The sequence below is a fragment of the Streptomyces sp. NPDC046557 genome (assembly GCF_040645975.1).
Classification (GTDB): Bacteria; Actinomycetota; Actinomycetes; order Streptomycetales; family Streptomycetaceae; genus Streptomyces.
Map to the genome: position 1 here is coordinate 76,958 of NZ_JBEYZH010000020.1, position 22,669 is coordinate 99,626.

The following is a 22,669-nucleotide window of genomic DNA, read 5'->3' on the forward strand; positions in this document are numbered from 1 at the left end:
GAAGAAATGAGCAAGAACCATCACGGACGGGACAGGTTCGGCGCGTGCACGTGCATCTGCCCTTGCATCCGGCTTCGGCATTCGGAACGATGGTCCCCGCGCACCTGCGTGCACTTCGCGCCGGCGCCGGACCCACCCCGCAGTTCTTTCTGGCCGGAGACGCCGCTCCGTCCGCGAATCCCGGGAGTGCCTCGCATGGGGACGAATGGATCGACCATGCTCGAGCCGTTACGGCAGGGGCTGCCCCCGGTCGACCCCACGGCCGTCTCGGGGTCCGCTTCCTGCGCCCTGCCCGCCCGCTTCGAAGCGGTGCGCGGAGCGCGCTCGTTCACCCGCTCGACGCTGTCCCGGTGGGGCCTGGACCAACGCTTCGACGACGTGTCGCTGGTGGTATCCGAACTCGTCACCAACGCGTTGCGCCATGCCCTGCCCGACGACGCCCGGGCAACGCTCCCGGACCCGGACGTTCCGGTACGGCTGCACCTGATGCGGTGGAGCACCCGGCTGGTGTGCGCGGTGCGGGACCCCAGCGAGGACCGGCCCGGCGGCGCCTTCTCGCCCGAGCGGACCGACGAGAACTGCGACCTGGAGTCCGGGCGCGGGCTGTTCCTGGTGGACTCGTACAGCGACAGCTGGGGTTGGCACCCGCTGGCGGGGCGGCTGACCGGCAAGGTCGTCTGGGCGCTGTTCCTGCTGCACGACTGAGGCGCCGCCGCAGGGGAGGTCGTGACGGCGGGTGCGCGCCGCCGATGCCGACCGCACCGACCCGAACACGCCGGCCGAGCGCACCGACCGGAGCACGCCCGCCGGCCGGGACTGATCTCTGCGATCAGTCCCGGCCGGTGCACGTGCATGGCTGGATATGGCGCTGTGCCTGGTTCCGGACGATCGACGGGTCAGATGACCAGATGATCGAACTCGCCGTCCTTGACGCCCAGCAGCAGCGCCACTATCTCGGCCGGCGTGTAGATGAGCGCCGGGCCGTCCGGGAAGCGCGAGTTGCGCATCGCGACGTCGCCGCCCGGCAGTTTGGCGAACTCGACACAGGAACCTTGCGAATTGCTGTGTCTGCTTTTCTGCCAGGTCAGCCCAAACAGGGAAGTGAGTTCTGCAGCTGCCATCCCGTTGTACGCGTGGTCCACAGGAAGCCCCCGATAGTGCAGATGTCAACTGCACCGGATCATAGCTCTGTTCAAGCACTGCTGCATGGGCAGATGCACGTGCACGGAGGGTGCCGTTGTGATCACCCGTCAGCCGGACCCTGCCCCCGCACCCCCGCTGATCAGGGACGCAGCGCTTCGGAGAGCTCCTCCAGTGCCTCCAGCACGTGTCGAGCCGCCGCCCGCAGCACCCCCGACTCCTGGGCCTCCCACCCGGGATCGGCGAGGACGCCACGCACCTCCTCCCACGCCGGCATCCGCCGTTCCCGCACCGCTTTCGCGCCCGCCTCGGTGTCGGCGCGGACCGCCGCCGCCAACGCGGCCGCGCCCGGGACGGGGGCGTGGTCCCGGTCCGGGATGTGCGCCTCCAGCAGCATGACGGCCCGGCCCAGCGCGGCCAGGGCGTCCGCCGCGCCGTCGGCCGCCGCGCGGGACAGCCCCCGGTGGCGCACCGGCTCGCCCGCCGCCCGACCGAGCGCCTCCTGCCAGGCGATCCGCGCGTCCCGGGTGGCCAGCAGCGCCCGCCGGACGTCCTCGCGCCGCGCGTCGCCCGGACCGGCGTACTGGGTGAGCACCGCCTGCGCGTACCGCCCGACGGCCGCCAGCCAGTCGGCGAGGCGGGTGCGCAGCCGGGGGGTCTCCCAGGCCGGGTAGAGGGCGTACCCGGCCATCGCCAGGGCCCCGCCGACGAGGGTGAGGGTGACCCGGTCGGGCACGGTCTGGTCCCAGCGCAGCCCGCCCATGCCGAGGAGGAACACCACGTAGGCGGAGACACACGCCTGGCCCACCACGTAACCGGTGCGCATCAGCGCGTACATCAGGCCCGCACAGAGCACGGCCAGCAGTCCGGAGAGGTACATCCCCGGCTGTGCGAGCCGCACGGCGGCGGTGGCGACGGACACCCCGACGAGGGTGCCGCCGAAGCGGGCCACCGCCCGGGACCACGTCTGGGAGAAGTCGGGGCGCATCACCATCACGGAGGCCATCGGCGCCCAGTAGCCGTGCCCGAAGGGCAGCGCCCGGCCGATGGCGTAACCCGCACAGGCGACGGCCGTGACCCGCAGGGCATGCCGCAGCACCGGTGACCCGGAACGCAGCTCGGCCCGTACCGCCTTCGCCACCAGCGGCACCAGCGCGGGCAGCGTGGGCCGCAGCATCGCGGCGCCCGGGTCGGCGGTCCGGCCGGACCCGGGCTCGGCGGTCTCCAGTACGTCGTCCAGCAGCGCGGTCAGTCGGCGCGCGGCGCGCAACGGGGCGCCCCGGAGCAGGTCGCCCTGGTCCGGGGACTTCATCACGGCCAGGGAGGGCGCGGGGATCCGGACCGGCTCCCCATGCCGGATCGCCCGGGCGGCGGCGTCGAGGACCGCCCCGGCGGCGGCGAGCAGCTCGGACACCCGCTCCCGCGCCGGGCCTTCGGCAGGGGCCCCGACCACCGGGTCGGCCAGCGAGGCCAACACCGGACGGATCCGCTCCGCGAGACCCCGCGCCCCGTGCAGCTCGGCGGGCCGCCGGCGGGCCTGGCGGACGGTGACGGTGGCGGCGTCCCGCGCCTTCATCAGGGGCTGCGGGTCGAAGGAGGCGAGGGGGTCGCGGCGCAGCCGGCGGGCGTAGTCGGCCTCGGCGGCCAGCGCGTCGGCGAGGGCGTCGCGATGGGCGCCCCAGCGACGGACCGGGAACAGGACGATGAGCAGCGCCTGCACGACACCGCCGGCGGCGATCATGGCGGCGTGTCCGGCCGCCTGCGGGACGGACGTCGGCAGGGTGACGGTGACCAGCATGATCGCGACGTTGCCCGAGGCGATGATCCCGGCGGTGGGGCCGGCCGCCCACAGCATGCCCGCGGCGAAGGTCCAGACGGCGAGAAGGGCCAGGAACGCGAGGGTGTCGCGGGAGCCGACGAGGTAGCCGACGAAGGTCGACACGGCCAGGGTCAGCCCGGAGGCCAGGGCCAGTACCGGGTGCGGACGCCAGCTCTGCTGCAAAGTGGCGATGGCGGCCGTGAACGCCCCGAAGGCGGAACTGGCGGCGGCGCCCGGCCCGAGCAGGGCCAGCCCGACACCGATGACGATCGCCAGCCCGACCGCCGCGCGGACGGCGACGAGGGGCTCCAGCCGGGCCCGCTCGACCTTCATGCCGGCCCGGGCGGTGTCCTTCAGCGCCCGGAACCAGCTCATGAGAGCGAGCGTAACGGGACCGGCGCGGCCGACGGGCTCGCGGCGCGGGCGTCAGCGGGGCTGGGGGGCGGGGGCAGAGGCAGGGGGGCGGGGGCAGGGGCAGGGGGCGGGTGCAGGGGGGCGGGGGAGGCGGGGGAGGCGTCGGCTCAGCCGGGGAGGGGGTGTCGGCGCCCGGCCACGTGGGCGCGGTCGGCGGCGGCCGTGCCGTCCTCCCAGCCCGCGTGGTCGGTGGCGCCGCGCAAGCGGGTGGTCGTGGTCTTCGGGAACATCTCCTCGGCCCGGGAGGTGACGGCGACGTCGCGGGCGACGAGGGCGGGCAGGTTCGCGGGCGCCTCGGAGGCGGTGTGCTCGGCCGTCTCGGCGAGACGGTGGCCGAGCCGGCTGGCGTAGGCGAGCAGGAAGGACTGCCGGAAGGTCTTGGTGCGCTTGCGGCCGCCGGAGCGCTGCGCGGCCTCGGCGCGGGTCATCGCCGCCGTGCCCTGCACGAGCAGCGAGGTGTACAGCAGTTCCACCGCCTCCAGGTCGCTCTCGAAGCCGACCACCGTCGAGAAGAAGAAGCCGCTGTTCCACACGGCGCGGCAGCGGTTGGCGGTGGCCACCGCGTCGAGCAGGACCGCCTTGGCCTCCTCGTACGGCGGCTCGACGCCGATCCGGCAGGCGCCGGGCGTCCGGGCCGGGCCCCCGCCCCCGCCGGCGGCGGCGAGCAGGGCCTCGTCGACGGTGTGCCGGGCCATCAGCTCCTGGGCCTTCGCGCTCAGCGCCTCCGCCTCCTCCGGGTAGGTGGTGGCCTCGGCCTTGGCGAGCAGGGCACGGATCCGGCCGAGCATGCGCGGCTCGATGTGGACGTGCTCGGCGAGGTCGGTGGGATCGCCCGGGAGCGGGCCGACGGGTTCGATCGACGGCAGCCGGATCAGCAGCCGGAACACCTCCAGCACCGCCGTCGCCAGCGTGAATCGGTCCGTCTTCTCGCGCTGCGCCAGCCGGTCGCCGTAGCGGCCGTCCTGCGACCACCACACCTCGGCGTCCGTCCACCGCTCCGGCAGCCGGGCGTACCGGCGCGCCTCGGCCGCGATCAGGTCGGCGGTGATCCGCACGTGCCGCTCCTCCAGCTCCCGGCGGACCAACCGGAGGACGTCCGCCGGCCGCCAACCCCGCTCCCACGCCTGCCGTACGTACGACTCCCCCCGCGCCACCAACTCCGCCACGACCCCGCTCCAGCGGGCGCCGTCGGCGGCGAGCAACGAGGCCCCGGTATCCAGCGCGGCGTCGTCCTGGGCATAGAGAGCGGCTCCGCAGGCGCGGTCGACGATGTCTTTCACCCCTTCAGCCTGGCACGCCCCCCAACCCCCTTCCCCCCGACCCCTGCCAACCCGCCCCCGCCCCCGCCGAGGCTTGGAAACCCAGCCCCGCCGGCGATTGAGGCGCGGGGTCCGGGGCGGAGCCCCGAAAGCCCGGCGCAGCCGGGGCAGCGCTACGCCGCCGCAGCGCAGCGCCACTGTCACCCCCCGGTGGGACACTCGCACTCATGACCGCGCACACCCCCCGCTGGGCCCTCGCCGAGGACGCCGACGGCTGGTGGTACGCCGCCCCCCTGACCCCCACCAGACCCCCGCCACTGCGCGTGCGCGACCCCGCCGAGGCGGTACGCGCCGCGCCCGAGGACACCCGGTGGGTCTGGCAGTCGACCACCGCCGTCTACCCGCGCCTCCTCACCGCCGGTGTACGGGTCGAGCGGTGCTACGACGTCGAGGACGCCGAACAGCTGCTCCTCCGCCACGAGGGCCGCTTCGGCGAACCCCGCTCCGCCGCGGCCGCCTGGGCCCGACTGAGCGGGTTGCCGGTCCCGCCCGACCCCCCGACCCGCGCCGCGGAACCCGGAACGCAGGACTCCCTCTTCGATCCGCGCCCCGCCCCCGTCCCCCTGGACGCCCTCATCGCCGTCCACGCCGACCAGGCGCGACGCCACGACACCACCGCCCACCCCGACCGCACGCGCCTGCTCACCGCCGCCGAGTCCGCCGCGTTCCTCGTCGCCGCCGAGATGCACGTGGCCGGACTGCCCTGGCGGGCCGACGTACACCGGGCCCTGCTCACCGAACTGCTCGGCGAGCGCTACGCCGGCAGCGGCCAACCCCGGCGCCTCGCAGAGCTGGCCGACAAGATCTCCACCGCGTTCGGCCGCCGTGTGCACCCCGAGCTGCCCGCCGATGTCGTCAAGGCTTTCGCCGAGGCCGGAATCAGGCTCAAGTCCACCCGCCGCTGGGAGATCCAGGGCCTCGACCACCCGGCCGTGGCCCCGCTCATCGAGTTCAAGAAGCTGTACCGGATCTACACCGCGCACGGCTGGTCCTGGCTCGGGGACTGGGTCCACGACGGCCGCTTCCGGCCCGAGTTCATCCCCGGCGGCACCCTGACGGGCCGCTGGGTGACCAACGGCGGCGGCGCCCTGCAGATCCCCAAGGTGATCCGCCGGGCCGTCGTCGCCGACCCCGGCTGGCGGCTCGTCGTCGCCGACGCCGACCAGATGGAACCCCGGGTACTCGCCGCGATCTCCCGCGACCCTGCGTTCATGGAGGTGGCCGGCCGCCCGGAGGACCTCTACACCGCCATCTCCCGCCAGGGCTTCTCCGGCGACCGGGACAAGGCCAAGCTGGCCGTACTCGGCGCCGTCTACGGACAGACCTCCGGAGACGGCCTCAAGAACCTGGCCGCGCTCCGCCGCCGGTTCCCCCTCGCCGTGGCGTACGTGGACGACGCCGCGAAGGCGGGTGAGGAGGGTCGACTGGTGCGCACCTGGCTCGGCCGGACCTGCCCGCCCCCGGCCGGCTCCCCCGAGGACGACGGCGAGGCCGGCATCCCGCAGGACCGGGAGGACGGCGCCTGGACCCCCGGCTACGCCTCGACCGACACCCGCGCCCGAGGCCGCTTCACCCGCAACTTCGTCGTGCAGGGCAGCGCCGCCGACTGGGCGTTGCTGATGCTCGCCGCGCTGCGGCAGTCCCTCGCCGCCGCGGGGCTCCGGGCCGAGCTTGTCTTCTTCCAGCACGACGAGGTGATCGTGCACTGCCCCGCAGAGGAGGCCGAGGCCGTCGCACACGCCATCCGCGCCGCCGGTGATCTGGCCGGCCGCATCACCTTCGGCGACACCCCGGTCCGGTTCCCGTTCAGCACGGCCGTCGTGGAGTGCTACGCCGACGCGAAGTGAGCCCGACGGTCGTCCGGGCGGTCGCCGTCTTCCTGAGGGCTCCGCCTGTTTCACGTGAAACAGGCCTGGTTCACAGGCGGTTCGTCACGACCCGACGCGGCTCTCAGCCGAGGTCGTGGAAGTAGATGTGGTACCCCTCCCGGACGAACCCCTCCGACTCGTACAACCCCTGCGCGATGTGGTTGTCGTAGGCCGTCTCCAACTGGACGCCCGCGACCCCGGCCTCCGCCGCCCGGCGCAGCACCTCGCGCAGCAGGGCCCGGCCCGCGCCGGTACGACGGCCCGAGGGGGCCACGTACAGGTCGCTGAGGATCCACATGGGCCGCAGCAGCAGTGACGCGAAGGTCCGGTAGACCTGGGCGAAGCCGACCGTTCCGACCTCCGGGACGTCGGCCAGCAGGACCAGCGACTCGTCGCCCCGGATTCGTTCGGCGAGGAAGGCGCCCGGGGCGCCGGGGTCGTCGACCTTCACCTCGTAGAAGTCGAGGTAGCCGCGGAACAGCTCCGCGGCCACTTCGACGTCCGCCGTTCCGGCCACCCGCAACCGCACCCGCTCGTCCCCCTCGTCCCCCTCGTCCCGCTCGTCCCGCTCGTCCGTCCGTCCCACCGTCTCATCGTCCATGCGGCCCATTGTGCGGGAGGGGACTCACGGGAAGCGGTTGAGCGGAAGCGGATTCAGTGGCCGGTCACGGGCTGGGCGGGCAGGTCGAAGACGTGCTCCGGCGTCACCGTCTTGGTGATCGCCTGCCCGAACAGGGTGCTGGGCTCGGAACCCTGGTAGGTGATGTCGGTGTTGAGGAGCACCACCAGAGTGGCCTGCGGGCCGGGCAGGTAGATGGTGAGGGACTCGTAGCCGGGCAGCGAGCCGTTGTGCCCGATCCACCCTTCGACGTTGAAGATGCCGAGCCCGTAACCGGAGTCCGGGATGTTCTCCGCGTTCAGGACCTTCAACCGCTGGGCCTGGGTCTGCGGCGTCAGCAGGGTGCCGGTGGCCAGCACCTTCGCCCATGTCCTCAGGTCATCACGGTCGGAGATCATCGCCCCGGCGGCCCAACCCCAGGACGGGTTCCAGTCCGCCGCGTCCTGCGTCTTCCCGGAGGCCGTCTGGTTGGTGTAGCCCTGGGCGTGCGGGTTCGGGAACTCCGCTCCGGTGGGGAACAGGGTGTGGTGCAGCCCGGCGGGTTCGATCACGTTGTGTCGGACGTAGTCGGAGAGCTTGTCCCCGCTGACCTTCTCGATCACCAACCCGAGCAGGATCAGATTGGTGTTGCAGTAGAAGAACTGCGCTCCCGGCGCGAACATCACCGGATGCTTGAAGGAGTACGCCAGCAGCTCCTGCGGGGTGAACACCCGCCGGGGGTTGCCGGTCAGCGCCTTGTAGAAGCCGGGGTCCGCCGAGTAGTTGAACAGGCCGCTGCGCATCTCGGCGAGTTGACGCAGGGTGATCCGGTGGCCGTTGGGAACCCCGGAGACGTACTTGTCGATGGGGTCGTCGAGGCCGACCTTGCCCTCGTCGACCAGCTTCAACAGGGCGGTGACCGTGAACGTCTTCGTCTCGCTGCCGATCCTCATGTTCAGGTTCGGTCCCATCGGGGCGCCCGTCGCCTTGTCGGCCACGCCGAAGGCGCGCTCGTAGGTGCCCTTGCCGGGCGCGGAGAGGGAGACGATCACCCCAGGGACCTTGGCTTCCTTCATCACCTTCTGGACGGCCTCGTCCAACTGCCGCATCACGGCCGGGGTCAGCCGGGCGAATTCGTCGGACGCCGGGGACGCCGAGGGCGACGGCTGGGCCGTCGTACGCGTCACGGAAGCGGGGGAAGCGGGGGAGGCCGGGGAAGCAGCCGTATCCCAGGCGTATCCGGCGCTCACTCCGAGCGGTACCACCACGAGCCCCACCGCGGCCGCCCCGACCGCCGCACCGCGCCACCGTTTCGTCATGCCTGGCCTCCTACCACGAGACCCCCGAGCACCACCAACCCAACCTAGCCCGCCACCCCTGCCACGGCGACCGGAACCAGCCACCGGTTCGCGGGTCCGGCCGCGCCCGACATGGCGCAGACCATCGGTCGAACCCGCGAACGGTCGGCCGGCGAAGGGCCGTTGTGCGGCCGGCTCGAAGAAGTAGGGGCGACTCACCCCCGGCACCACAGCCAGGGACGACTACGCGCGGTGATCCCCGGTCCCACCAAGTGGATCTTCTCTTTCCGGTGCACCGATCGGATGTTAGCTTGCCCCACGCCATCACACGCCAGAGCGTCACCGGGACGGGCGGCCACGACGCTTCGTGGCCGGAAGGAGACACCAGTGGGTCATCAGGCGGCTGCCCAGCAGCTCCGTGCTGCCACACCCGAGATCATCGAGGCGTACCGGACGGCGCTGGGACGACTCGGCAGCCCACTGGTGTCCCGCGAGGACATCTGGCGGCAGTGCCGCCATCAGGCGGAGAACATCGTGTCCGAGTGCGCGCAGGCCCTGGAGGCCGGCGAGCACGCGGAGCCCCCGGGGGTCCGCGAGTACTCCCGGCTGCTCGGAGCCCACCGCGTCGTGCAGCAGGTGCCGGTGTCCGAGTCGGTGCGGGCGGCGGAGGTCCTCTGGCAGTCCATGCAGCTCGCCGTCGGGGAAGCCGTCGGCCTGGTGGAGGCCGAGCAGCGGCACACGGCGGCGCAGACGGTGAGCACCGCCTTCCGGGCCGCTGCCGGGAGCCGGCTGTACCAGGGGATCCGGGGCTATGAGGAGGCCCAGCGGCCGTCCGCCCCGGAGGCTGCTGCGCCCGATCGGGGTTCCGACGTATCGACGGACGTAACGGACGCGCAGGTCCTCGACTTGCTGACGCTGCGGGAGCGTCAGATCCTGGAGGCGGTCCGCGCGGGACTGACGAACCGGCTCATCGGCCGCCGGTTCGAGATCAGCGAGGCGACCGTCAAGCGCCATCTGCACAACGCCTACCGCAAGCTTGGCGCCGGCTCCCGGGTGCAGGCGCTGAACAAGGCGTTCCCGGGCCAGGGTTGACCGTGCGGAAGCGCAACAGGTCGCAGCGCGCCCCCGTTCACAGCACACCCGCCCCGGGCGCACTCAGCCACAACACACCCGGTCGTGGCTCACGCGCGCCCGCGGCTCACCCGGCGGAGAGCGCGGCGCCGAACGCGGCCAGCACCAGCAGGTTCGCGATGTACTGCGTCACCATGAACGCCCGGTAGGCACCGCGCCGTTGCTCGCGGTCGGCGCTCTCCCGCCGGCCGTCCCACACCACGCGGAACACGACCCACACCGCCCCGGCCGCCACGGGCGCCGTCCCCACGAGCGCGAGCGGGGCCCACACCGCGGCCGCCGCGGTGCCGGCCGCTGCGACCAGTACGGCACCCGCCACGGCCAAGACCCGCGCCGCCGCCACCCCCCGGACGACCGCCACCGTACGCCGCCCCCCGGCCGCGTCCCCGCCGACATCGCCCAGGTCCTTGACCACGGAGCCGACCAGCGCCATCCAGGCCGCCATCACGCAGCCGAACACCGCTCCGGTCGCGGTCCACCCGGAGCCGGCCGCCGCGACCCCGGCCGCGTACGAGGTCGCGCCGAGGCCGAACACCACCACCGCGCAGAGCCCGCTCGACTCCTTCGCCCGCACCGGGGAGGCCGAGTACGCCCAGCCGAGCAGCAGGAAACCCACCACCCACCCGAGCACCCCGGCCCCGGCGAGGCCCCCGAGGACCAGTGCGGCGACGGCCAGCAGGGCCGTGACCACCGCAGCGGTCCGGACCGGGAGGTCGCCCCGGGCGATCGGCCGCCGGGAGCCGTTCGCGCGGTCCTCGCGGACGTCCGTGACCCCGTTGAGCAGGTACGCGCAGGCCACGGCGCACCACCAGGCCGCCATACCGAGCACGATCCGGCCCGCGGCCTGCGGCAGCCCCGGGGCGGACACCGTCCCGACCGCGAACCGCAGCAGGAAGACGAGCTGTACCGACGGGCGTGCCTCGGCCCAGCACAGACGCGCCGTCTGTGCCGCGGTATGCCGTCGGAGCCCTGTCATACGAGCCGAGACGGGGACGCTCAGGTAAGCGGCAGAATTCATCACGGCCGCAGCCTAGGAATGGTCTCCGGCGCATCGCCATACAACCATCGGCGTACACGGAGTACACCCCCACTGAGCCCTTGGTGGCAAGGCGTTGCGGAATCCAGAATTCCTGCGACACGATGGCGATGCCGCGGAGCCCGGTGACACGAATCCGGAGGCCACGGTGGGGATATGACCGACACCCGCACCGGAATCTCTGCCTCCGCGAATGTGCCGGCGTGCGCGGTACGCCCCCGGAAATGGGCACCGACCCTCTCACCCCCCCTCATTCGAAACGGCAGGGCCCGTAGAAATGGATGCTCAGGTGGAAAGGTTGCAGCAGACCACGAAGCTGATCTCCCAGACGCAAGTCCTCGAAGGCGGAGGAGGATGGCACCGCGCCGCCTTCGACGAGATCGCATCACGGCTCGCCGGTCCGGACTTCCCCTGCGTCTTCTCCCGGAACGCGTTCCGCAAGCACCTCCTGAGGTTCGCCTTCGTGGAGAGCGCCGACAGTGAGGGCTTCCGGCACCTGGCGGACGCCCTCACCGAGTACGTCGAGCTCTCCCGCGACTGGGACGGACAGCTCGACACCGCGTATCCGCTGCTCGTGCTGTTCTCGAAGGACGCCGTCACCGCGCGCACCGTCGAGGAGTACCACGCCTTCGGCTGGCGGGTGCTGCAGGAACTGCACCACCTCGATCCCGCGCCCTGGCCGGCCGACGTAGGGCAGGACCCGGATTCCGCATCCTGGTCCATGTGCTTCAACGGAATGCCGTTGTTCTGCAACATGAGCAATCCCGCACACCGGAACCGACGCAGCAGAAATCTCGGCGAGCATTTCGCCATCGTCATCAATCCGCGGGAACGGTTCGACGCGTTCGCCGGCGAGACGCCGAGCGGCCGGAAGGTCCGTGCGAACATCCGCGACCGAATACACCGCTACGACGGAATGAAGCACTCGCCGCAATTGGGTTCCTACGGCGTCGGAGCACTCGAATGGCTCCAGTACGGACTCATCGAGGAGAACGCCGAGCGAAAGGGAATCTGCCCTTTCCTGCCCCAACCGGCTTGTGAAAACGAACAGGAGATTCTGACCAAATGATCGAGCTCATCGTGTCCCAGGGTCGGGTGGCCGACCGGGAGCCCCGGATGATCGAGGGCGCCGCCCGCATCGCGCGGGCCCTGGAGGAGCGCTACGGACTCACCGCCCGCTTCATCGGCGAGCCCGCGCCCCCCGCCGACGACGACTGGAGCGTCAGCCTTCCGCAGGCCCGGGAGACATTGACGGGGCTGCGCCGAGCGGTCACCGACAGCATCGCGAACGGCAGCCGGACGGTCATGATCTCCAACACCTGCTCGGCGAGCCTCGGCACCCTGCCGGTGGTGGCCGAGGAACACCCGGACGCCGTGGTGCTCTACATCGACGGACACGGCGACTTCAACACACCCGAGACGACGGGCACCGGCTACCTGGGCGGCATGGTCCTCGCCGGCGCGTGTGGACTCTGGGACAGCGGCCACGGCTCCGGCCTGCGCCCCGACCGGGCCGTCCTGGTCGGCTCCCGAGACATCGACGAGGCCGAGGCCGAGCTGATCGCGAAGCACGGCGTCCGGCTCATCCCCCCGGCGCAGACCACGGCGGAGAACATCCTGGCCGCCATCGGCGACTCCCCGGTGTGGGTGCACATCGACTGGGACGTACTCGAACCGGGACACGTGCCGGCCGACTACACGGTGCCGGACGGCCTGCTCCCCGAGCAGATCCGGGCGATCTTCGACGCGATTCCGACCGAGCAGCTCCGCGGGGTCGAACTGGCAGAGTTCAACGCCCCCTTGGACGACGAACTCAGCGCGCGGGCGGTCGAAACGATCCTCGACATGGTCGCCCCGGCCTTCGAGAAGACCCCGGCCGCGTAGGCCGTCTCCTTCGGAACGCGCACGACGGGCGCGGCCGGTCGCCGGACCCCTGCGGCCGGCCCGCCCCGTCGAACCCGCCCCGTCGAACCCGCCGCCGCCCCACCGGACCCCCACTCCACCGATCCCCGCGGACAGCACCGCGGCTCGCCTGCCAAGGAGACTCTCCGATGCCCCTCCACCACAGCATCCTCGACACCATCGGCCGCACCCCGATCGTCAGACTGAACCGCATGGCTCCCGCGCACACCACGGTCTACGTGAAGGTGGAGTCGTTCAACCCCGGCGGATCGGTGAAGGACCGCCTCGCGCTCTCCGTCGTCCTCGACGCCGAGGCGAAGGGTCTCCTCAAGCCCCGCGACACCATCGTCGAGTGCACCTCCGGGAACGTCGGGATCGCCCTGGCGATGGTGGCCGCGGCCCGCGGCTACCGGTTCGTGGCGGTGATGGGCGACACGTACTCGGCGGAACGGCGCAAGCTGATCCGCGCCTACGGCGGCAAGGTGCTCCTCTTCCCGGGCCACCTCGGCAGCAGCGGCGGCAACCGGATCGCGGACGAACTCGCGGAAAAGCACGGCTGGTTCAGGGCCAACCAGTTCGACAACCCGGCCAACCCGGCGTACCACCGCGAGACCACCGCCTCGGAAATCCTCGGCGACTTCGCGGGCAAGCGGCTCGACTACTTCGTCACCGGCTTCGGCACCAGCGGCACCCTCACCGGTGTCGGTCAGATGCTGAAGACGGCCCGCCCCGAGGTCAGGATCGTCGCCGCCGAGCCGGACAACGCCGCAGTCCTCGCCGGACAGGAGTGGAACGTCCATCGGATCCAGGGCTGGGCCCCCAACTTCGTACCGGGCGTGATGGACGCGAGCGTCATCGACGACCTGGTGACCATCGACGAGGTGGAAGGGCGCGACACCGCGCGCCGGCTCGCCGCCGAGGAAGGCATCTTCACCGGCATCTCGGCCGGCGCCACCCTGGCGACCGCGCTGCGCGTCGCGGAGACCGCGCCGGCCGGTTCCGTACTCCTCGCCATGCTCCCGGACACCGGCGAGCGCTACCTGTCCACGTTCCTCATGGAGGGGATGGTCGAGGGCTCGGACGACGAGTGGCTCGCCTCCCTGGAGACGGACACGGAGGCAGAAACGGAGACGGCCGACGACGGCGTGGCCTGACCCGGCGGACGACTCGGCATCCATCACCACGCGGCCCACCGCCACCACGCGGAACACGTCACCACGCGGCACACCATCACCTGGCAGGAACCAGATCCATGAGGGAATTCATCCCGCCCGCGGCCCGTTTCATCGCCCTCCCCAGCCCCTTCGCCATGCGGCGCGGCGGAGAACTGGCCGGCGCGCGCATCGCGTACGAGACCGTCGGACGGCTCACCCCGGAGCGCGACAACGCGGTCCTGATCCTCACCGGCCTCTCACCCGACGCCCACGCGGCCTCCCACCCGGCGGACACCGACCCCGGTTGGTGGGAGGCGATGGTGGGGCCCGGAAAGCCCGTCGACACCGATCGTTGGTACGTGATCTGCCTGAACTCGCTGGGCAGTTGCAAGGGCTCCACCGGCCCCGCCTCCCCCGACCCCACCACCGGTGAGCCGTACGGGCCCGGCTTCCCGGAGCTGTCGATGGAGGACATCGCCGACGCCGCCGCCCACGCGGTCCGCGCCCTGGGCGTCGACCGGTTGGCCTGCGTGATCGGCACCTCCATGGGTGGCATGAGTTCCCTGTCCCTGCTGGACCGCCACCCCGGCCTGGCCCGCGGTCACATCAACATCTGCGGCGCGGCGAGCGCGCTGCCGTTCTCGATAGCGATCCGTTCCCTGCAACGCGAGGCCATCCGGTGCGACCCTCACTGGAACGAAGGCCGGTACGACGACGGGAACTACCCGCAGCGCGGCATGTTCACCGCGCGCAAGCTGGGCATGATGACGTACCGGTCCGCCCTCGAATGGGACAGCCGGTTCGGCCGGGCCCGCATCGCCCCGCAGGACGGCGGGGACAACGGGGCCTACGGGGACGGCGGGGACAACCGGGACGCCGGGGACTACGGGAACGGAGATGCCCCTCTCCCCCGTGACCCCTTCGGCCACGAATTCCAGGTCGAGGACTACCTGGAGCGCCACGCCCGCCGCTTCGCGCGCCGGTTCGACCCCAACAGCTACCTCTGCCTCAGCCGCTGCATGGACCGGTTCGACCTCGGCGAGTCCCGCGGTGGCAGCACCGAGGCGGCCCTGGCCCGTATCCGTCTGGAGAAGGCGCTGGTCATCGGCGTGGAGACCGACATCCTCTTCCCCCTACGCCAACAGCGGCAGATAGCCGACGGCCTCGCCGCCGGCGGCACCGACGTCACGTTCCTGGCCATGGACTCGCCGGAAGGGCACGACGCCTTCCTGATCGACACCGCCCGTTTCGGAGCGCCCGTCGCGAAGTTCCTGACCACGCTCTAGCCGAACCGTCCGCCCCTCCCTTCCCCTTTCCCCTCCTCCCTCGCCCCTCCTCCCTCCCCTTCTCGTGCCTTGGAGACCGCATGTCCGACCCCTCCTCCAGCATCGCCCTCGTCACCGGCGCCAACCGGGGCATCGGCTTCGAGACCGCACGCCAACTCGCCTCCGCCGGCGTCCGCGTCCTCCTCGCCGGCCGCGACCGCGCGGCGATCGGCGAGGCCGCGGAGAAGCTGCGCGCCGATGGCCTCGCCGCCGAACCCCTCGTACTCGACGTCACGGACCCACCGACCATCCGGGCCGCCGCCGCGGAGGTCGAGCGCCGCCACGGTCGCCTCGACATCCTCGTCAACAACGCCGCCGTCCGGATCGAGGAGTACGGGAAGCGGCCGTCCGAGCAGCCCATGCGGCAGTGGCGCGAGACCTTCGACACGAACCTCTTCGGCGTGGTCGAGGTGACCACGGCCTTCCTCCCGCTCATCGGCAGGTCCGCGGCCGGGCGCATCGTCAACGTGTCCAGTCTGCTCGGCTCGCTGACCACCCACAGCGACCCGGACTCGTACGCGTACACCCCCATGTTCAAGTCCCTCCCGGCCTACAGCGCCTCCAAGAGCGCGGTCAACTCCTGGACCGTGCATCTGGCCTACGAACTGCGCGGGACTCCGGTCAAGGTGAACGCCGTGCACCCGGGCTACACCAAGACCGCGATGAACGACGGCGCGGGCGACCTCGACGTCACGGACGGCGCCCGGACCAGCGTGGCCATGGCCCTGCTCGACGCCGACGGCCCGAGCGGCACCTACACCCACGGCGGACGGACCGTCCCCTGGTAGCCCCGGCCGCCCCCCTTCCCCCGTGCTCCCCTCCTCCCCCCACCCGTATTGGAGTCACCCGATGGGCAACCATCTGGCCCTGGTCACCGACGAGACCAGCCTCGTCATCGACTACGACATGCCACTGCTGCTCGACGCCTGCCAAGCCGCCGGCATCCGAGCCGAGATATGTTCCTGGCGCGACCCGGACATCGCCTGGGACCGCTTCGACGCCGTCCTGCTGCGCTCCCCGTGGAGCTATGTGGAGAGCCTCAAGGAGTTCGTGGAGTGGTGCGAGTACGTCACCGACGTGACGTACCTCTTCAACCCGCTCCCGGTGGTGCGGTGGAACCTCGACAAGCACTACCTCGCCGATCTGGCCGAGGCGGGCGTCCCCGTCGTCCCCAGCGGCTTCGTGGCCCCCGGCTCCGACCCGGAGGCCGCCCTGCGCTCCTTCCTCGACCGGCACACGGAAGCCCGCGAGATCGTGGTGAAGCCCACCGTCGGCGCCTACTCCCGCGACGTGCAGCGCTTCTCCCGGTCGTCGGAGGCCGAAGCCGCCTCCTACGTCGCCAAGCTGCTCGACCAGGGTTCCCACGTCATCCTGCAGCCCTACCTGGACTCGATCGACCGGCACGGCGAGACCGACCTCATCCACTTCGGCGGCGTCTACAGCCACGCCATCCGCAAGCGCGCGCTGCTCCGGTCGGACGGCACGGTCGACGAGCCGACGCAGGACGCCCGGACCGCGCAGGACGCCGCCGAGGACGAACGCGCGGTCGCCGCGGCCGCGCTGGACGCCGCCGCCGCCCACCTTGAGCTGCGGGAACCGCTGCTCTACAGCCGCGTCGACCTCATCCGCGACGACGACGGACAGCCCCTGGTCCTCGAACTGGAGCTCTGCGAACCTTCGCTCAGCATGCCGTTCTCGGAACCCTCCGCCACCCGGTTCGCGCAGGTCATCTCCGCCCGGCTCGAAGAAATCGCCCACAACCGCAAGAACGGACAGTCATGACCGCACAACAGGGTTCCCTCACCCCCGTCACCGCACCGGCGGTCTCCAGCGGCACCGTGTTCGCCGCGCTCGGCGTGCTCAGCTTCTCCTTCAGCTTCCCCGGCACGGTGTGGGCCCTCGACGGGTTCGGACCGTGGAGCGCCATCGGCGTACGCGGCGTCCTGGCCGCCGTCATCGCGGTCACCGCACTCCTCGTCACCCGGGCTCCCCTCCCGGCGCGCCGGGACTGGCCCGCGCTCGCCGTCGTCGCGGGCGGCTGCGCGGTCGGCTTCCCGCTGCTCACGACGCTCGCGCTGCAGACCTCGTCCACCGCGAACTCGGCGGTCGTGATCGGTGCGCTGCCGATGGCCACGGCGGTGTTCTCCGCCGTCATCACCCGGCGCAGCCCTTCGAAGGTCTTCTGGGCCGCGGCCGGAGTCGGAGCCGCGACCGTCATCGTCTTCACGCTGTCGCAGAACCACGGCCGGCCGACCGTCGCGGACCTCTACCTCTTCGGCGCCCTGCTGGTCTGCGCGGCCGGCTACGCCTTCGGCGGCCGGCTCTCCGCGGCCGGCATGCCGGGCTGGCGCGTCATCGCCTGGGGCGTGGTGCTCGCCGCCCCCGTCAACATCGCCGTGTCCCTCTGGGCGCTCCCGCACGAACCCGTGCACCTCACCGCGAAGGCCCTGATCGGCATGGCCTACATCGCGGCCATCTCACAGTTCGGCGGCTTCGTCGTCTGGTACAAGGGCATGGGCCTCATCGGCGTGGCACGGGCCAGCCAGCTCCAACTGGCCCAGCCCCTGCTGACCCTGGTCTGGGCGGTCCTCCTGCTCGGTGAACACATCACCCCCGCCGTCCCCCTCACGGCCGCCGTCGTCCTCACCTGCATCGTGGTCACCCAACGCGCCCGCACGTCCTGACCCACCCGTGAACCCCGGCGGCCCCCCGCCGGCTTCACCGTCCCACCCCAAGACAAGCAAAAGCCCCAGGTCACGGCGAGCGCATCCGTCAACACGCGTTCTGCGCGGCCGACCATCGCCCCCATCGCGCCGGCATCATGAAGAGCACTTCACCACGACGGTCGACCAGACCCCGTACGCCTTGCGGTGACTTGTCCTTCGTCAGAAGCCAGACACATGCGGGAATCGAGGTACTCCGAAAAAGGCATGCGGGCAAAGCGATCATTCAGGGCAAAGTTCGCATTCCCCGACGGTGGGACCCCGTACCGCCAGCGCGGATCGAACTCATCGGGCGCCCAATCACTGATGTTGAAGGGCGGGACCGCCAGCACGAAGTCCGCTGTGAGCCCCGGCAGCAGGTCCTCCGCGAAGGTGTCGGCCCATCGATGGCCTATGCCGCTCGAAGCCATCCCATGGAGATCCACATTCATCTTCGCCAGCTGCCAGGTGCGCTGATTGATCTCCTGCCCGTACACCTGGAGCGCCTCGACGTGGTCACGCCCCCCGGTGTGCCTCTACGAACCTCCCGGCCTCGACCAGCGGTCCGTAGAACTGGAAGCGAACGCGGGACAGGATGCGCAGCCCGGTGTCAGCGGACTGTTCAGGAGCAAGACTCTCCGCCAGCGGCCGTCCCTCACGCGACGTTGCTCGATGCTTCGAAGTGAAGAAACGGCTGCCCTTCTGTCTCAGCGACAAACCAGGATCAGCAAGCCGGGTGACCGGCGAGGTTAAAGATAGGGTGGATGTCCGGTTATTCGACCGGGCCTTCCATGACCTGGCTGATGAACTCGATCGGGCCCAGGCCCATGTTCGGCACGTAGGTCTTGGCGTTGTGCTGGCCGCCCGGGATGATTCTCAGAGTGGTGTGGATCGGCCCCTTGTTGCCGTACGTGGCGATGTATTTCTGCACGTTCGGCAGGGTGTCCTTGTTGCTCTCGTTGTCACCGACCTGGAAGGCGATGTAGACGTCCAGCGCGCCCTTCTTGTCGATGAGCGCCTTGGAAAGCAGGTTGGGGTTGTTCTCGTTCTTCTCCTTGTCGTGGCCCTTCCACAGCGGGGAGTCCGGGACGATGTCCGGGCCGGAGGCGATCGCGGCCTTGAACTTGTCCGGGTACTTCAGCACGGCCTTCAGGCTGGCGAAGCCGCCGGTGGAGGAGCCCATGAAGGCCCAGCCGTCACGCGATTTGATCGTACGAAAATTCTCCTTCATCAGGTCCGGGACGTCCTCGGTCAGCCAGGTGTCCATCTTGGGCTGGCCCGGGATGTCGGACGCGTCCCAGTAGATGCCCTTGTCGTCCGGCCCCGGGTTCAACACGGGCATGGCCAGGATGAAGGGCTTGCTCTTGCCCTCGCTGTACCACTTGCTGATGCTCGGCTGGAGGCCCATTCCGGGGTCCATCCAGTAGTTGGAGGGATAGCCAGGGCCGCCGGGCAGGGCGATCATGACGGGGAAGCCGCTCTTGGCGAACTTCGGGTCGCTGTACTCCTTGGGCGCCCAGACCCAGACCTTGCCGGTGAAGCCGGACTTCTTGCCGGTCACGGTGGTGACGGCGACATGAGTGCCGTCGTCCAGGGTCTTCGCGTTCTTGAATTCGGCTGCCGGGCCCGTGGGCATCAGCATCTTCGAGGTCGCCGCCTGCTTGGCACCGTCCCCGCCGGCCTGAGGCGCGCCGAAGGTCACCGACGAGCCCTTGTCGGTGAAAGGCGGTATTTCGAAGTGGTACATCACGAGCGAAGTGATGCCCAGGAGTGCCGCCACGGTGGCACCCACGATCACCCAGCGCTTGGTCTTGGACTTCCGCCGCGGAGGCTCCTGGTCGTACTCGTGCTCGTACGGAGGCTCGTACTGCGGCTCGGCCCGGTCGTACGCGGGCTGCCCCTGAGCGGGCTGCTCGTGGGAGCGCCGCTGGTACACGGGCTGGTGGTGCAGGGTGGCCTGGTCGTCGTACGCCTGCTGGTCGTAGCGCGGCTGGTCGTACTGCGGGCGGGCCTGCTGGGCCTGCTGCCCGTACGGCGGGCGGCCGGCCTGCTGCTGGCCGTAGGACTGCTGAGGGGCCTGCTGCTGGCCGTAGGCCGGCTGGCCGTACGGCTGCGTCTGGTCCTGCGGGCGGACCTGCTGCTGGCCCTGGGGCTGCTGTCCGTACTGCTGCCGGCCCTGCTGGGGCTGGCCCTGCTGCTGTCCACCGTAGGGCGGCTGCGGCTGCTGCGGATACTGTCCTTCCGGCCGGTACGGCGGCTGATACTGCCCGTCGGGTGAGTACGACATGTGCGGTTGCTCTCCGGCTGGTTGCTGCCCCATGGGGGGTGGACTGCCCCGTCGGGGGATAGACTGCTTCCGTTCGAATGATGAACGAAAGCGCTTCGGGGTTCCGCATTTTCCCTTCTCTTGAGATCTCCCGGAGAAGGATATTGCCCATCGTCTGGTGGGCCCACGGAGTTCCCGAGCTGTTCGCCCAGTATCCCTGGCCCATGCACGTGCCTCAGGGCATGCTGCCTTCGCGCACCCCTCAGACCGACCCCCCATGCCTGGCGCCCAGCACAGCACCACCCCTCCGGGATGGCAGCAGGAGAACCGCCCAGACGACGCCACCTAGTGCCCGGGCCAAGGCCCCGGCCCAAAGATGCGCGTCTGCGCGCCCCGCGTAGGCCGGGCTCTCCCAGCCGCCCGGACACCCGGCTATCGGGGCTGCCCGGGAAAGCCGGGCTGCACAGGGTACGGACCGGCCTGGCCGCCGGGCCACCCTTGCTGAGGGTGGCCCGGATAGCCGCCCGGCGGTGCGGCTCGCCGGGGCTGTGAGAACCCCTCGGCGACCAGGGCGCACAGCACTCACAGACGGGTGCGGCTCTTCCCCGGGGAGCTTTGACCTGCGTGGTGGCTGGAGGAGATCGAGCGGCGGGAGGCTGCCGCGCGGGAACAGATCGATGAACTGCGCTCCCGGATCGAGGAGTCGACCGGGCGGCTTGCCGGGCAGGAGACAGTGTTGTCGCGGCTGGAGATCACGCGGGATGACGATGACGGAGATCCTGATCGACGACGACGGACCGGTCACGGAGCCGGCGGACGACAGTGAGACCCGTCGGGTCGGAGGCCGCCGGCCCGAACACGTCCGGCTCGGCCCGGGACGGGCGAGTCGGCGGGTCAGCCGGGGTTTGGCAGGATGTCGAGCCGGCGGATCGCGCCTGTGATCACGTCCGACGGGTCGTCGGTTATCCGGCGGCCCGTTTCTGCTTGGCGGGTCGCTCGTGGCCATGGTGAGGGCCCTGGCGGCTGCTGCCAAGCGCCCGACGTTCATGCGGTGGGCCATCGGGGTCGGTATGGGCTTCCGGCAGGGCGAGGCCCTCGGACTCCGCTGGCCCTACGTCGGCTTGGAGCAAGGGTTGTTCCACCCGGCCTGGCAGCTCAAGCGCCTCACGTGGAAGCACGGTTGCAGGGACGCACACGCCTGTGGGGGCCGACTGCACCGGTTCGAGCCGTGGCCGCCCGACTGCGGGGCCCACAAGGGCTACAAGCGCGGCTGCCCGCAGCCCTGCCCAAGACCTGCCGCCGGCACGTCAGCACCTGCCCGGAGCGGAAGGGCGGGGGACTCGCCTTCACCCGGCCCAAGACTGAAGAAGAGCCAGAACCCCGTCCCGATCCCGCCGCCCTTCCTGCCCTACCGGCTGGAGCACAAGGCGAAGCAGGACGAGCAGCGGCAGGCGGCCGGAGAACTGTGGGAGGGGTGCGGCGCCGCCTTCACCCGGCCTGACGGCCGACCGCTCGACCCGCGGGCCGACTGGGAGGAGTTCAAGGAACTGCTTGAAGAAGCCGGGATCAGCGACCGCCGCCGGCACGACGGGAGTCGCCACACAGCCGGCACCCTCCTGAACGAGTTGGGCGTGGACATGCCCACGATCACGGAGATCCTCCGGCACACCCAGATCAGCCAGACCCGGCGCTACGTCAAAGGCCGATCGGAACTCTCGCGGGAGGCAATGCGCCGCATGGGCGAGGCGTTCATGCCGGGCCCCAATCCGCCGTCTGAGACCAGAACTGAGACCGAGAGCACACGAGTAGCCCGCGCGCGTCGCCGTCGCAAGATCCGCTAAATAGCAAAACCCCCAGGTCACGGCGAGTGAGTCCTGGGGGTTCTACAGAGCCGCCTTCGGGATTCGAGCCCGAGACCTACGCATTACGAGGCCCCACAAGATCATCCCAGAACACGCCGGGCCGTACCACCGAATCCTGTTTCCCCAGGTCAGGAGGGTGCGGCCGAGCCCCCGCGTGCCGCCCAATCCGTCTGCGCGTCATCATGAAGGTCCCTACGGGGTGCATGTTCACCCATGTCGTACGGGCAAAGGCAAGAAGATCGTCCGCCCTGGCGGGCCGGGCGGACCACGCGATCACGCGCGAGATGCTCCGGCAGCACGGAGCGGCGCATCCTGACTGGTCAGCGCGAGGTCGTGCGCAGGATCTCCTCCGCCGGGGAAGGCCGGCCGCGCAAGGTGGCATCGATGCCTGCAAGGCACGAAGGGCTGTCGCGCTCGCCGTGGAACGACAGGGCCAGGAAGGAGCGACGAAGGCCCGACACGTTCGAGCCGATGGCTCCAGGCGCTGCCTGCCGGCAGCCGCGCCCGTCTCGCCGATGCGAGCCGGTCACATCAGACCCCGGCCGAGCACCCCGGCAGGCTTCCGGAGCAGCCGGGCCGTCGAGCACGAGGCGCTGGTGAATCAACTCGCGATGGCCTTCTCCATGCGCTGGCGCAGGCTCAGGGGCCGCATGTCGGTCCAGATTTCCGCGATGTACTCGAGGCACTCCTCGCGCGCGCCCTGCTTACCGACGGCCCGCCACCCGGCCGGAATCTCGCGGCCCTCCCACCAGATCGAATACTGTTCCTCGTGGTTCACAACAACCGTGTACTGCGCGTTGTCACCCATAACCATTCCCTCTGGGGTCGAAGCAAC

Annotated in this window: 19 protein-coding genes and 3 pseudogenes; 12 read left to right on the plus strand and 10 right to left on the minus strand. The window is 71.0% G+C overall.

Annotated features, from left to right (window positions below; all coding sequences use genetic code 11):
- Positions 1 to 216 precede the first annotated feature (216 nt).
- The gene (locus ABZ934_RS26240; RefSeq protein ID WP_361317741.1) at positions 217 to 705 is read left to right on the plus strand and encodes an ATP-binding protein; all 489 of its coding nucleotides are present in this window, start codon (positions 217 to 219) and stop codon (positions 703 to 705) included.
- A gap of 191 nt (positions 706 to 896) precedes the next feature.
- Here ABZ934_RS26240 and ABZ934_RS26245 read toward each other — a convergent pair whose 3' ends face one another.
- The 3 genes and pseudogenes from ABZ934_RS26245 to ABZ934_RS26255 all read right to left on the minus strand — a co-directional run bounded on the left by ABZ934_RS26245 (position 897) and on the right by ABZ934_RS26255 (position 4,653).
- Complete coding sequence (locus tag ABZ934_RS26245) at positions 897 to 1,142, minus strand: DUF397 domain-containing protein (RefSeq protein WP_190185982.1); 246 nt, start codon at positions 1,140 to 1,142, stop codon at positions 897 to 899.
- Between the two features lie 149 nt (positions 1,143 to 1,291).
- Positions 1,292 to 3,334 (minus strand): annotated as a pseudogene (locus ABZ934_RS26250) (FUSC family protein); the annotation flags it as partial.
- A 146-nt stretch (positions 3,335 to 3,480) separates the two neighbouring features.
- Positions 3,481 to 4,653: a DUF2786 domain-containing protein gene (locus ABZ934_RS26255; protein ID WP_361317744.1), complete on the minus strand. Its 1,173-nt coding sequence runs from the start codon at positions 4,651 to 4,653 to the stop codon at positions 3,481 to 3,483.
- A 206-nt stretch (positions 4,654 to 4,859) separates the two neighbouring features.
- Here ABZ934_RS26255 and ABZ934_RS26260 point away from each other — a divergent pair, with 206 nt between their 5' ends.
- Positions 4,860 to 6,539 carry a bifunctional 3'-5' exonuclease/DNA polymerase gene (locus tag ABZ934_RS26260; RefSeq protein ID WP_361317747.1) on the plus strand — a complete coding sequence of 560 codons (1,680 nt, stop codon included), beginning with the start codon at positions 4,860 to 4,862 and terminating at the stop codon, positions 6,537 to 6,539.
- A gap of 103 nt (positions 6,540 to 6,642) precedes the next feature.
- On the opposite strand, the gene ABZ934_RS26265 is transcribed toward ABZ934_RS26260, so the two are convergent.
- Both ABZ934_RS26265 and ABZ934_RS26270 read right to left on the minus strand, forming a co-directional pair.
- Entirely contained in the window at positions 6,643 to 7,161 is a 519-nt protein-coding gene (locus ABZ934_RS26265) for a GNAT family N-acetyltransferase (RefSeq protein ID WP_361317750.1), read from the minus strand.
- A gap of 53 nt (positions 7,162 to 7,214) precedes the next feature.
- On the minus strand, positions 7,215 to 8,477 hold the full coding sequence (locus ABZ934_RS26270; protein WP_361317753.1) for a serine hydrolase domain-containing protein: 1,263 nt from the start codon (positions 8,475 to 8,477) through the stop codon (positions 7,215 to 7,217).
- A 366-nt stretch (positions 8,478 to 8,843) separates the two neighbouring features.
- On the opposite strand from ABZ934_RS26270, the gene ABZ934_RS26275 reads away from it, so the two are divergent.
- Positions 8,844 to 9,548, plus strand: coding sequence for a LuxR C-terminal-related transcriptional regulator (locus ABZ934_RS26275; protein ID WP_361317755.1), 705 nt, complete (start codon positions 8,844 to 8,846; stop codon positions 9,546 to 9,548).
- Positions 9,549 to 9,654: 106 nt separating this feature from the next.
- Here ABZ934_RS26275 and ABZ934_RS26280 read toward each other — a convergent pair whose 3' ends face one another.
- Positions 9,655 to 10,605: a UbiA family prenyltransferase gene (locus ABZ934_RS26280; protein WP_361317802.1), complete on the minus strand. Its 951-nt coding sequence runs from the start codon at positions 10,603 to 10,605 to the stop codon at positions 9,655 to 9,657.
- 316 nt (positions 10,606 to 10,921) lie between these two features.
- On the opposite strand from ABZ934_RS26280, the gene ABZ934_RS26285 reads away from it, so the two are divergent.
- The 7 genes from ABZ934_RS26285 (at position 10,922) to ABZ934_RS26315 (ending at position 17,688) form a co-directional block, all read left to right on the plus strand.
- Complete coding sequence (locus ABZ934_RS26285; protein ID WP_361317757.1) at positions 10,922 to 11,692, plus strand: YqcI/YcgG family protein; 771 nt, start codon at positions 10,922 to 10,924, stop codon at positions 11,690 to 11,692.
- Complete coding sequence (locus ABZ934_RS26290) at positions 11,689 to 12,507, plus strand: arginase family protein (RefSeq protein WP_361317760.1); 819 nt, start codon at positions 11,689 to 11,691, stop codon at positions 12,505 to 12,507. Before ABZ934_RS26285 ends, ABZ934_RS26290 begins: the two co-directional genes overlap by 4 nt.
- A gap of 167 nt (positions 12,508 to 12,674) precedes the next feature.
- Positions 12,675 to 13,679, plus strand: a complete 1,005-nt coding sequence (gene cysK, locus ABZ934_RS26295) for a cysteine synthase A (RefSeq protein WP_361317763.1) — start codon at positions 12,675 to 12,677, stop codon at positions 13,677 to 13,679.
- A 98-nt stretch (positions 13,680 to 13,777) separates the two neighbouring features.
- Positions 13,778 to 14,965 (plus strand): homoserine O-acetyltransferase, encoded by a 1,188-nt coding sequence (locus tag ABZ934_RS26300; protein ID WP_361317765.1) that lies wholly within the window; start codon positions 13,778 to 13,780, stop codon positions 14,963 to 14,965.
- 80 nt (positions 14,966 to 15,045) lie between these two features.
- Complete coding sequence (locus ABZ934_RS26305; protein ID WP_361317768.1) at positions 15,046 to 15,792, plus strand: SDR family oxidoreductase; 747 nt, start codon at positions 15,046 to 15,048, stop codon at positions 15,790 to 15,792.
- 61 nt (positions 15,793 to 15,853) lie between these two features.
- A complete protein-coding gene (locus tag ABZ934_RS26310) occupies positions 15,854 to 16,786 on the plus strand; it encodes a hypothetical protein (RefSeq protein ID WP_361317771.1) in 933 nt (310 codons plus the stop codon).
- On the plus strand, positions 16,783 to 17,688 hold the full coding sequence (locus ABZ934_RS26315) for a DMT family transporter (RefSeq protein ID WP_361317773.1): 906 nt from the start codon (positions 16,783 to 16,785) through the stop codon (positions 17,686 to 17,688). Before ABZ934_RS26310 ends, ABZ934_RS26315 begins: the two co-directional genes overlap by 4 nt.
- Positions 17,689 to 17,776: 88 nt before the next feature.
- Here ABZ934_RS26315 and ABZ934_RS26320 read toward each other — a convergent pair whose 3' ends face one another.
- The 3 genes and pseudogenes from ABZ934_RS26320 to ABZ934_RS26330 form a co-directional block, all read right to left on the minus strand.
- Complete coding sequence (locus ABZ934_RS26320) at positions 17,777 to 17,953, minus strand: N-6 DNA methylase (protein ID WP_361317776.1); 177 nt, start codon at positions 17,951 to 17,953, stop codon at positions 17,777 to 17,779.
- A 64-nt stretch (positions 17,954 to 18,017) separates the two neighbouring features.
- Positions 18,018 to 18,203 (minus strand): annotated as a pseudogene (locus ABZ934_RS26325) (N-6 DNA methylase); the annotation flags it as partial.
- 275 nt (positions 18,204 to 18,478) lie between these two features.
- Complete coding sequence (locus ABZ934_RS26330) at positions 18,479 to 19,642, minus strand: alpha/beta hydrolase-fold protein (RefSeq protein ID WP_361317779.1); 1,164 nt, start codon at positions 19,640 to 19,642, stop codon at positions 18,479 to 18,481.
- Between ABZ934_RS26330 and ABZ934_RS26335 the strand changes: the two genes are divergently transcribed.
- Both ABZ934_RS26335 and ABZ934_RS26340 read left to right on the plus strand, forming a co-directional pair.
- Positions 19,622 to 19,984, plus strand: a complete 363-nt coding sequence (locus tag ABZ934_RS26335; protein WP_361317781.1) for a hypothetical protein — start codon at positions 19,622 to 19,624, stop codon at positions 19,982 to 19,984. The two genes, ABZ934_RS26330 and ABZ934_RS26335, sit on opposite strands and share 21 nt — an antisense overlap.
- 1,004 nt (positions 19,985 to 20,988) lie before the next feature.
- Positions 20,989 to 21,813: pseudogene (locus tag ABZ934_RS26340) on the plus strand (tyrosine-type recombinase/integrase); the annotation flags it as partial.
- Positions 21,814 to 22,435: 622 nt separating this feature from the next.
- Here the strand turns inward: ABZ934_RS26340 and ABZ934_RS26345 are convergent.
- Positions 22,436 to 22,642, minus strand: coding sequence for an MbtH family NRPS accessory protein (locus ABZ934_RS26345; RefSeq protein WP_361317784.1), 207 nt, complete (start codon positions 22,640 to 22,642; stop codon positions 22,436 to 22,438).
- Between the last annotated feature and the right edge of the window lie 27 nt (positions 22,643 to 22,669).

Excerpts from the sequence above, each read along its gene's own strand:
- ABZ934_RS26310 (WP_361317771.1), top strand. The coding sequence starts at position 15,854 with ATGGGCAACCATCTGGCCCTGGTCACCGACGAGACCAGCCTCGTCATC.
- ABZ934_RS26290 (WP_361317760.1), top strand. The coding sequence starts at position 11,689 with ATGATCGAGCTCATCGTGTCCCAGGGTCGGGTGGCCGACCGGGAGCCC.
- ABZ934_RS26265 (WP_361317750.1), bottom strand. The coding sequence starts at position 7,161 with ATGGACGATGAGACGGTGGGACGGACGGACGAGCGGGACGAGCGGGAC.
- ABZ934_RS26315 (WP_361317773.1), top strand. The coding sequence starts at position 16,783 with ATGACCGCACAACAGGGTTCCCTCACCCCCGTCACCGCACCGGCGGTC.
- ABZ934_RS26260 (WP_361317747.1), top strand. The coding sequence starts at position 4,860 with ATGACCGCGCACACCCCCCGCTGGGCCCTCGCCGAGGACGCCGACGGC.
- cysK (WP_361317763.1), top strand. The coding sequence starts at position 12,675 with ATGCCCCTCCACCACAGCATCCTCGACACCATCGGCCGCACCCCGATC.
- ABZ934_RS26320 (WP_361317776.1), bottom strand. The coding sequence starts at position 17,953 with ATGATCGCTTTGCCCGCATGCCTTTTTCGGAGTACCTCGATTCCCGCA.
- ABZ934_RS26345 (WP_361317784.1), bottom strand. The coding sequence starts at position 22,642 with ATGGGTGACAACGCGCAGTACACGGTTGTTGTGAACCACGAGGAACAG.
- ABZ934_RS26300 (WP_361317765.1), top strand. The coding sequence starts at position 13,778 with ATGAGGGAATTCATCCCGCCCGCGGCCCGTTTCATCGCCCTCCCCAGC.
- ABZ934_RS26280 (WP_361317802.1), bottom strand. The coding sequence starts at position 10,605 with ATGAATTCTGCCGCTTACCTGAGCGTCCCCGTCTCGGCTCGTATGACA.
- ABZ934_RS26270 (WP_361317753.1), bottom strand. The coding sequence starts at position 8,477 with ATGACGAAACGGTGGCGCGGTGCGGCGGTCGGGGCGGCCGCGGTGGGG.
- ABZ934_RS26240 (WP_361317741.1), top strand. The coding sequence starts at position 217 with ATGCTCGAGCCGTTACGGCAGGGGCTGCCCCCGGTCGACCCCACGGCC.
- ABZ934_RS26305 (WP_361317768.1), top strand. The coding sequence starts at position 15,046 with ATGTCCGACCCCTCCTCCAGCATCGCCCTCGTCACCGGCGCCAACCGG.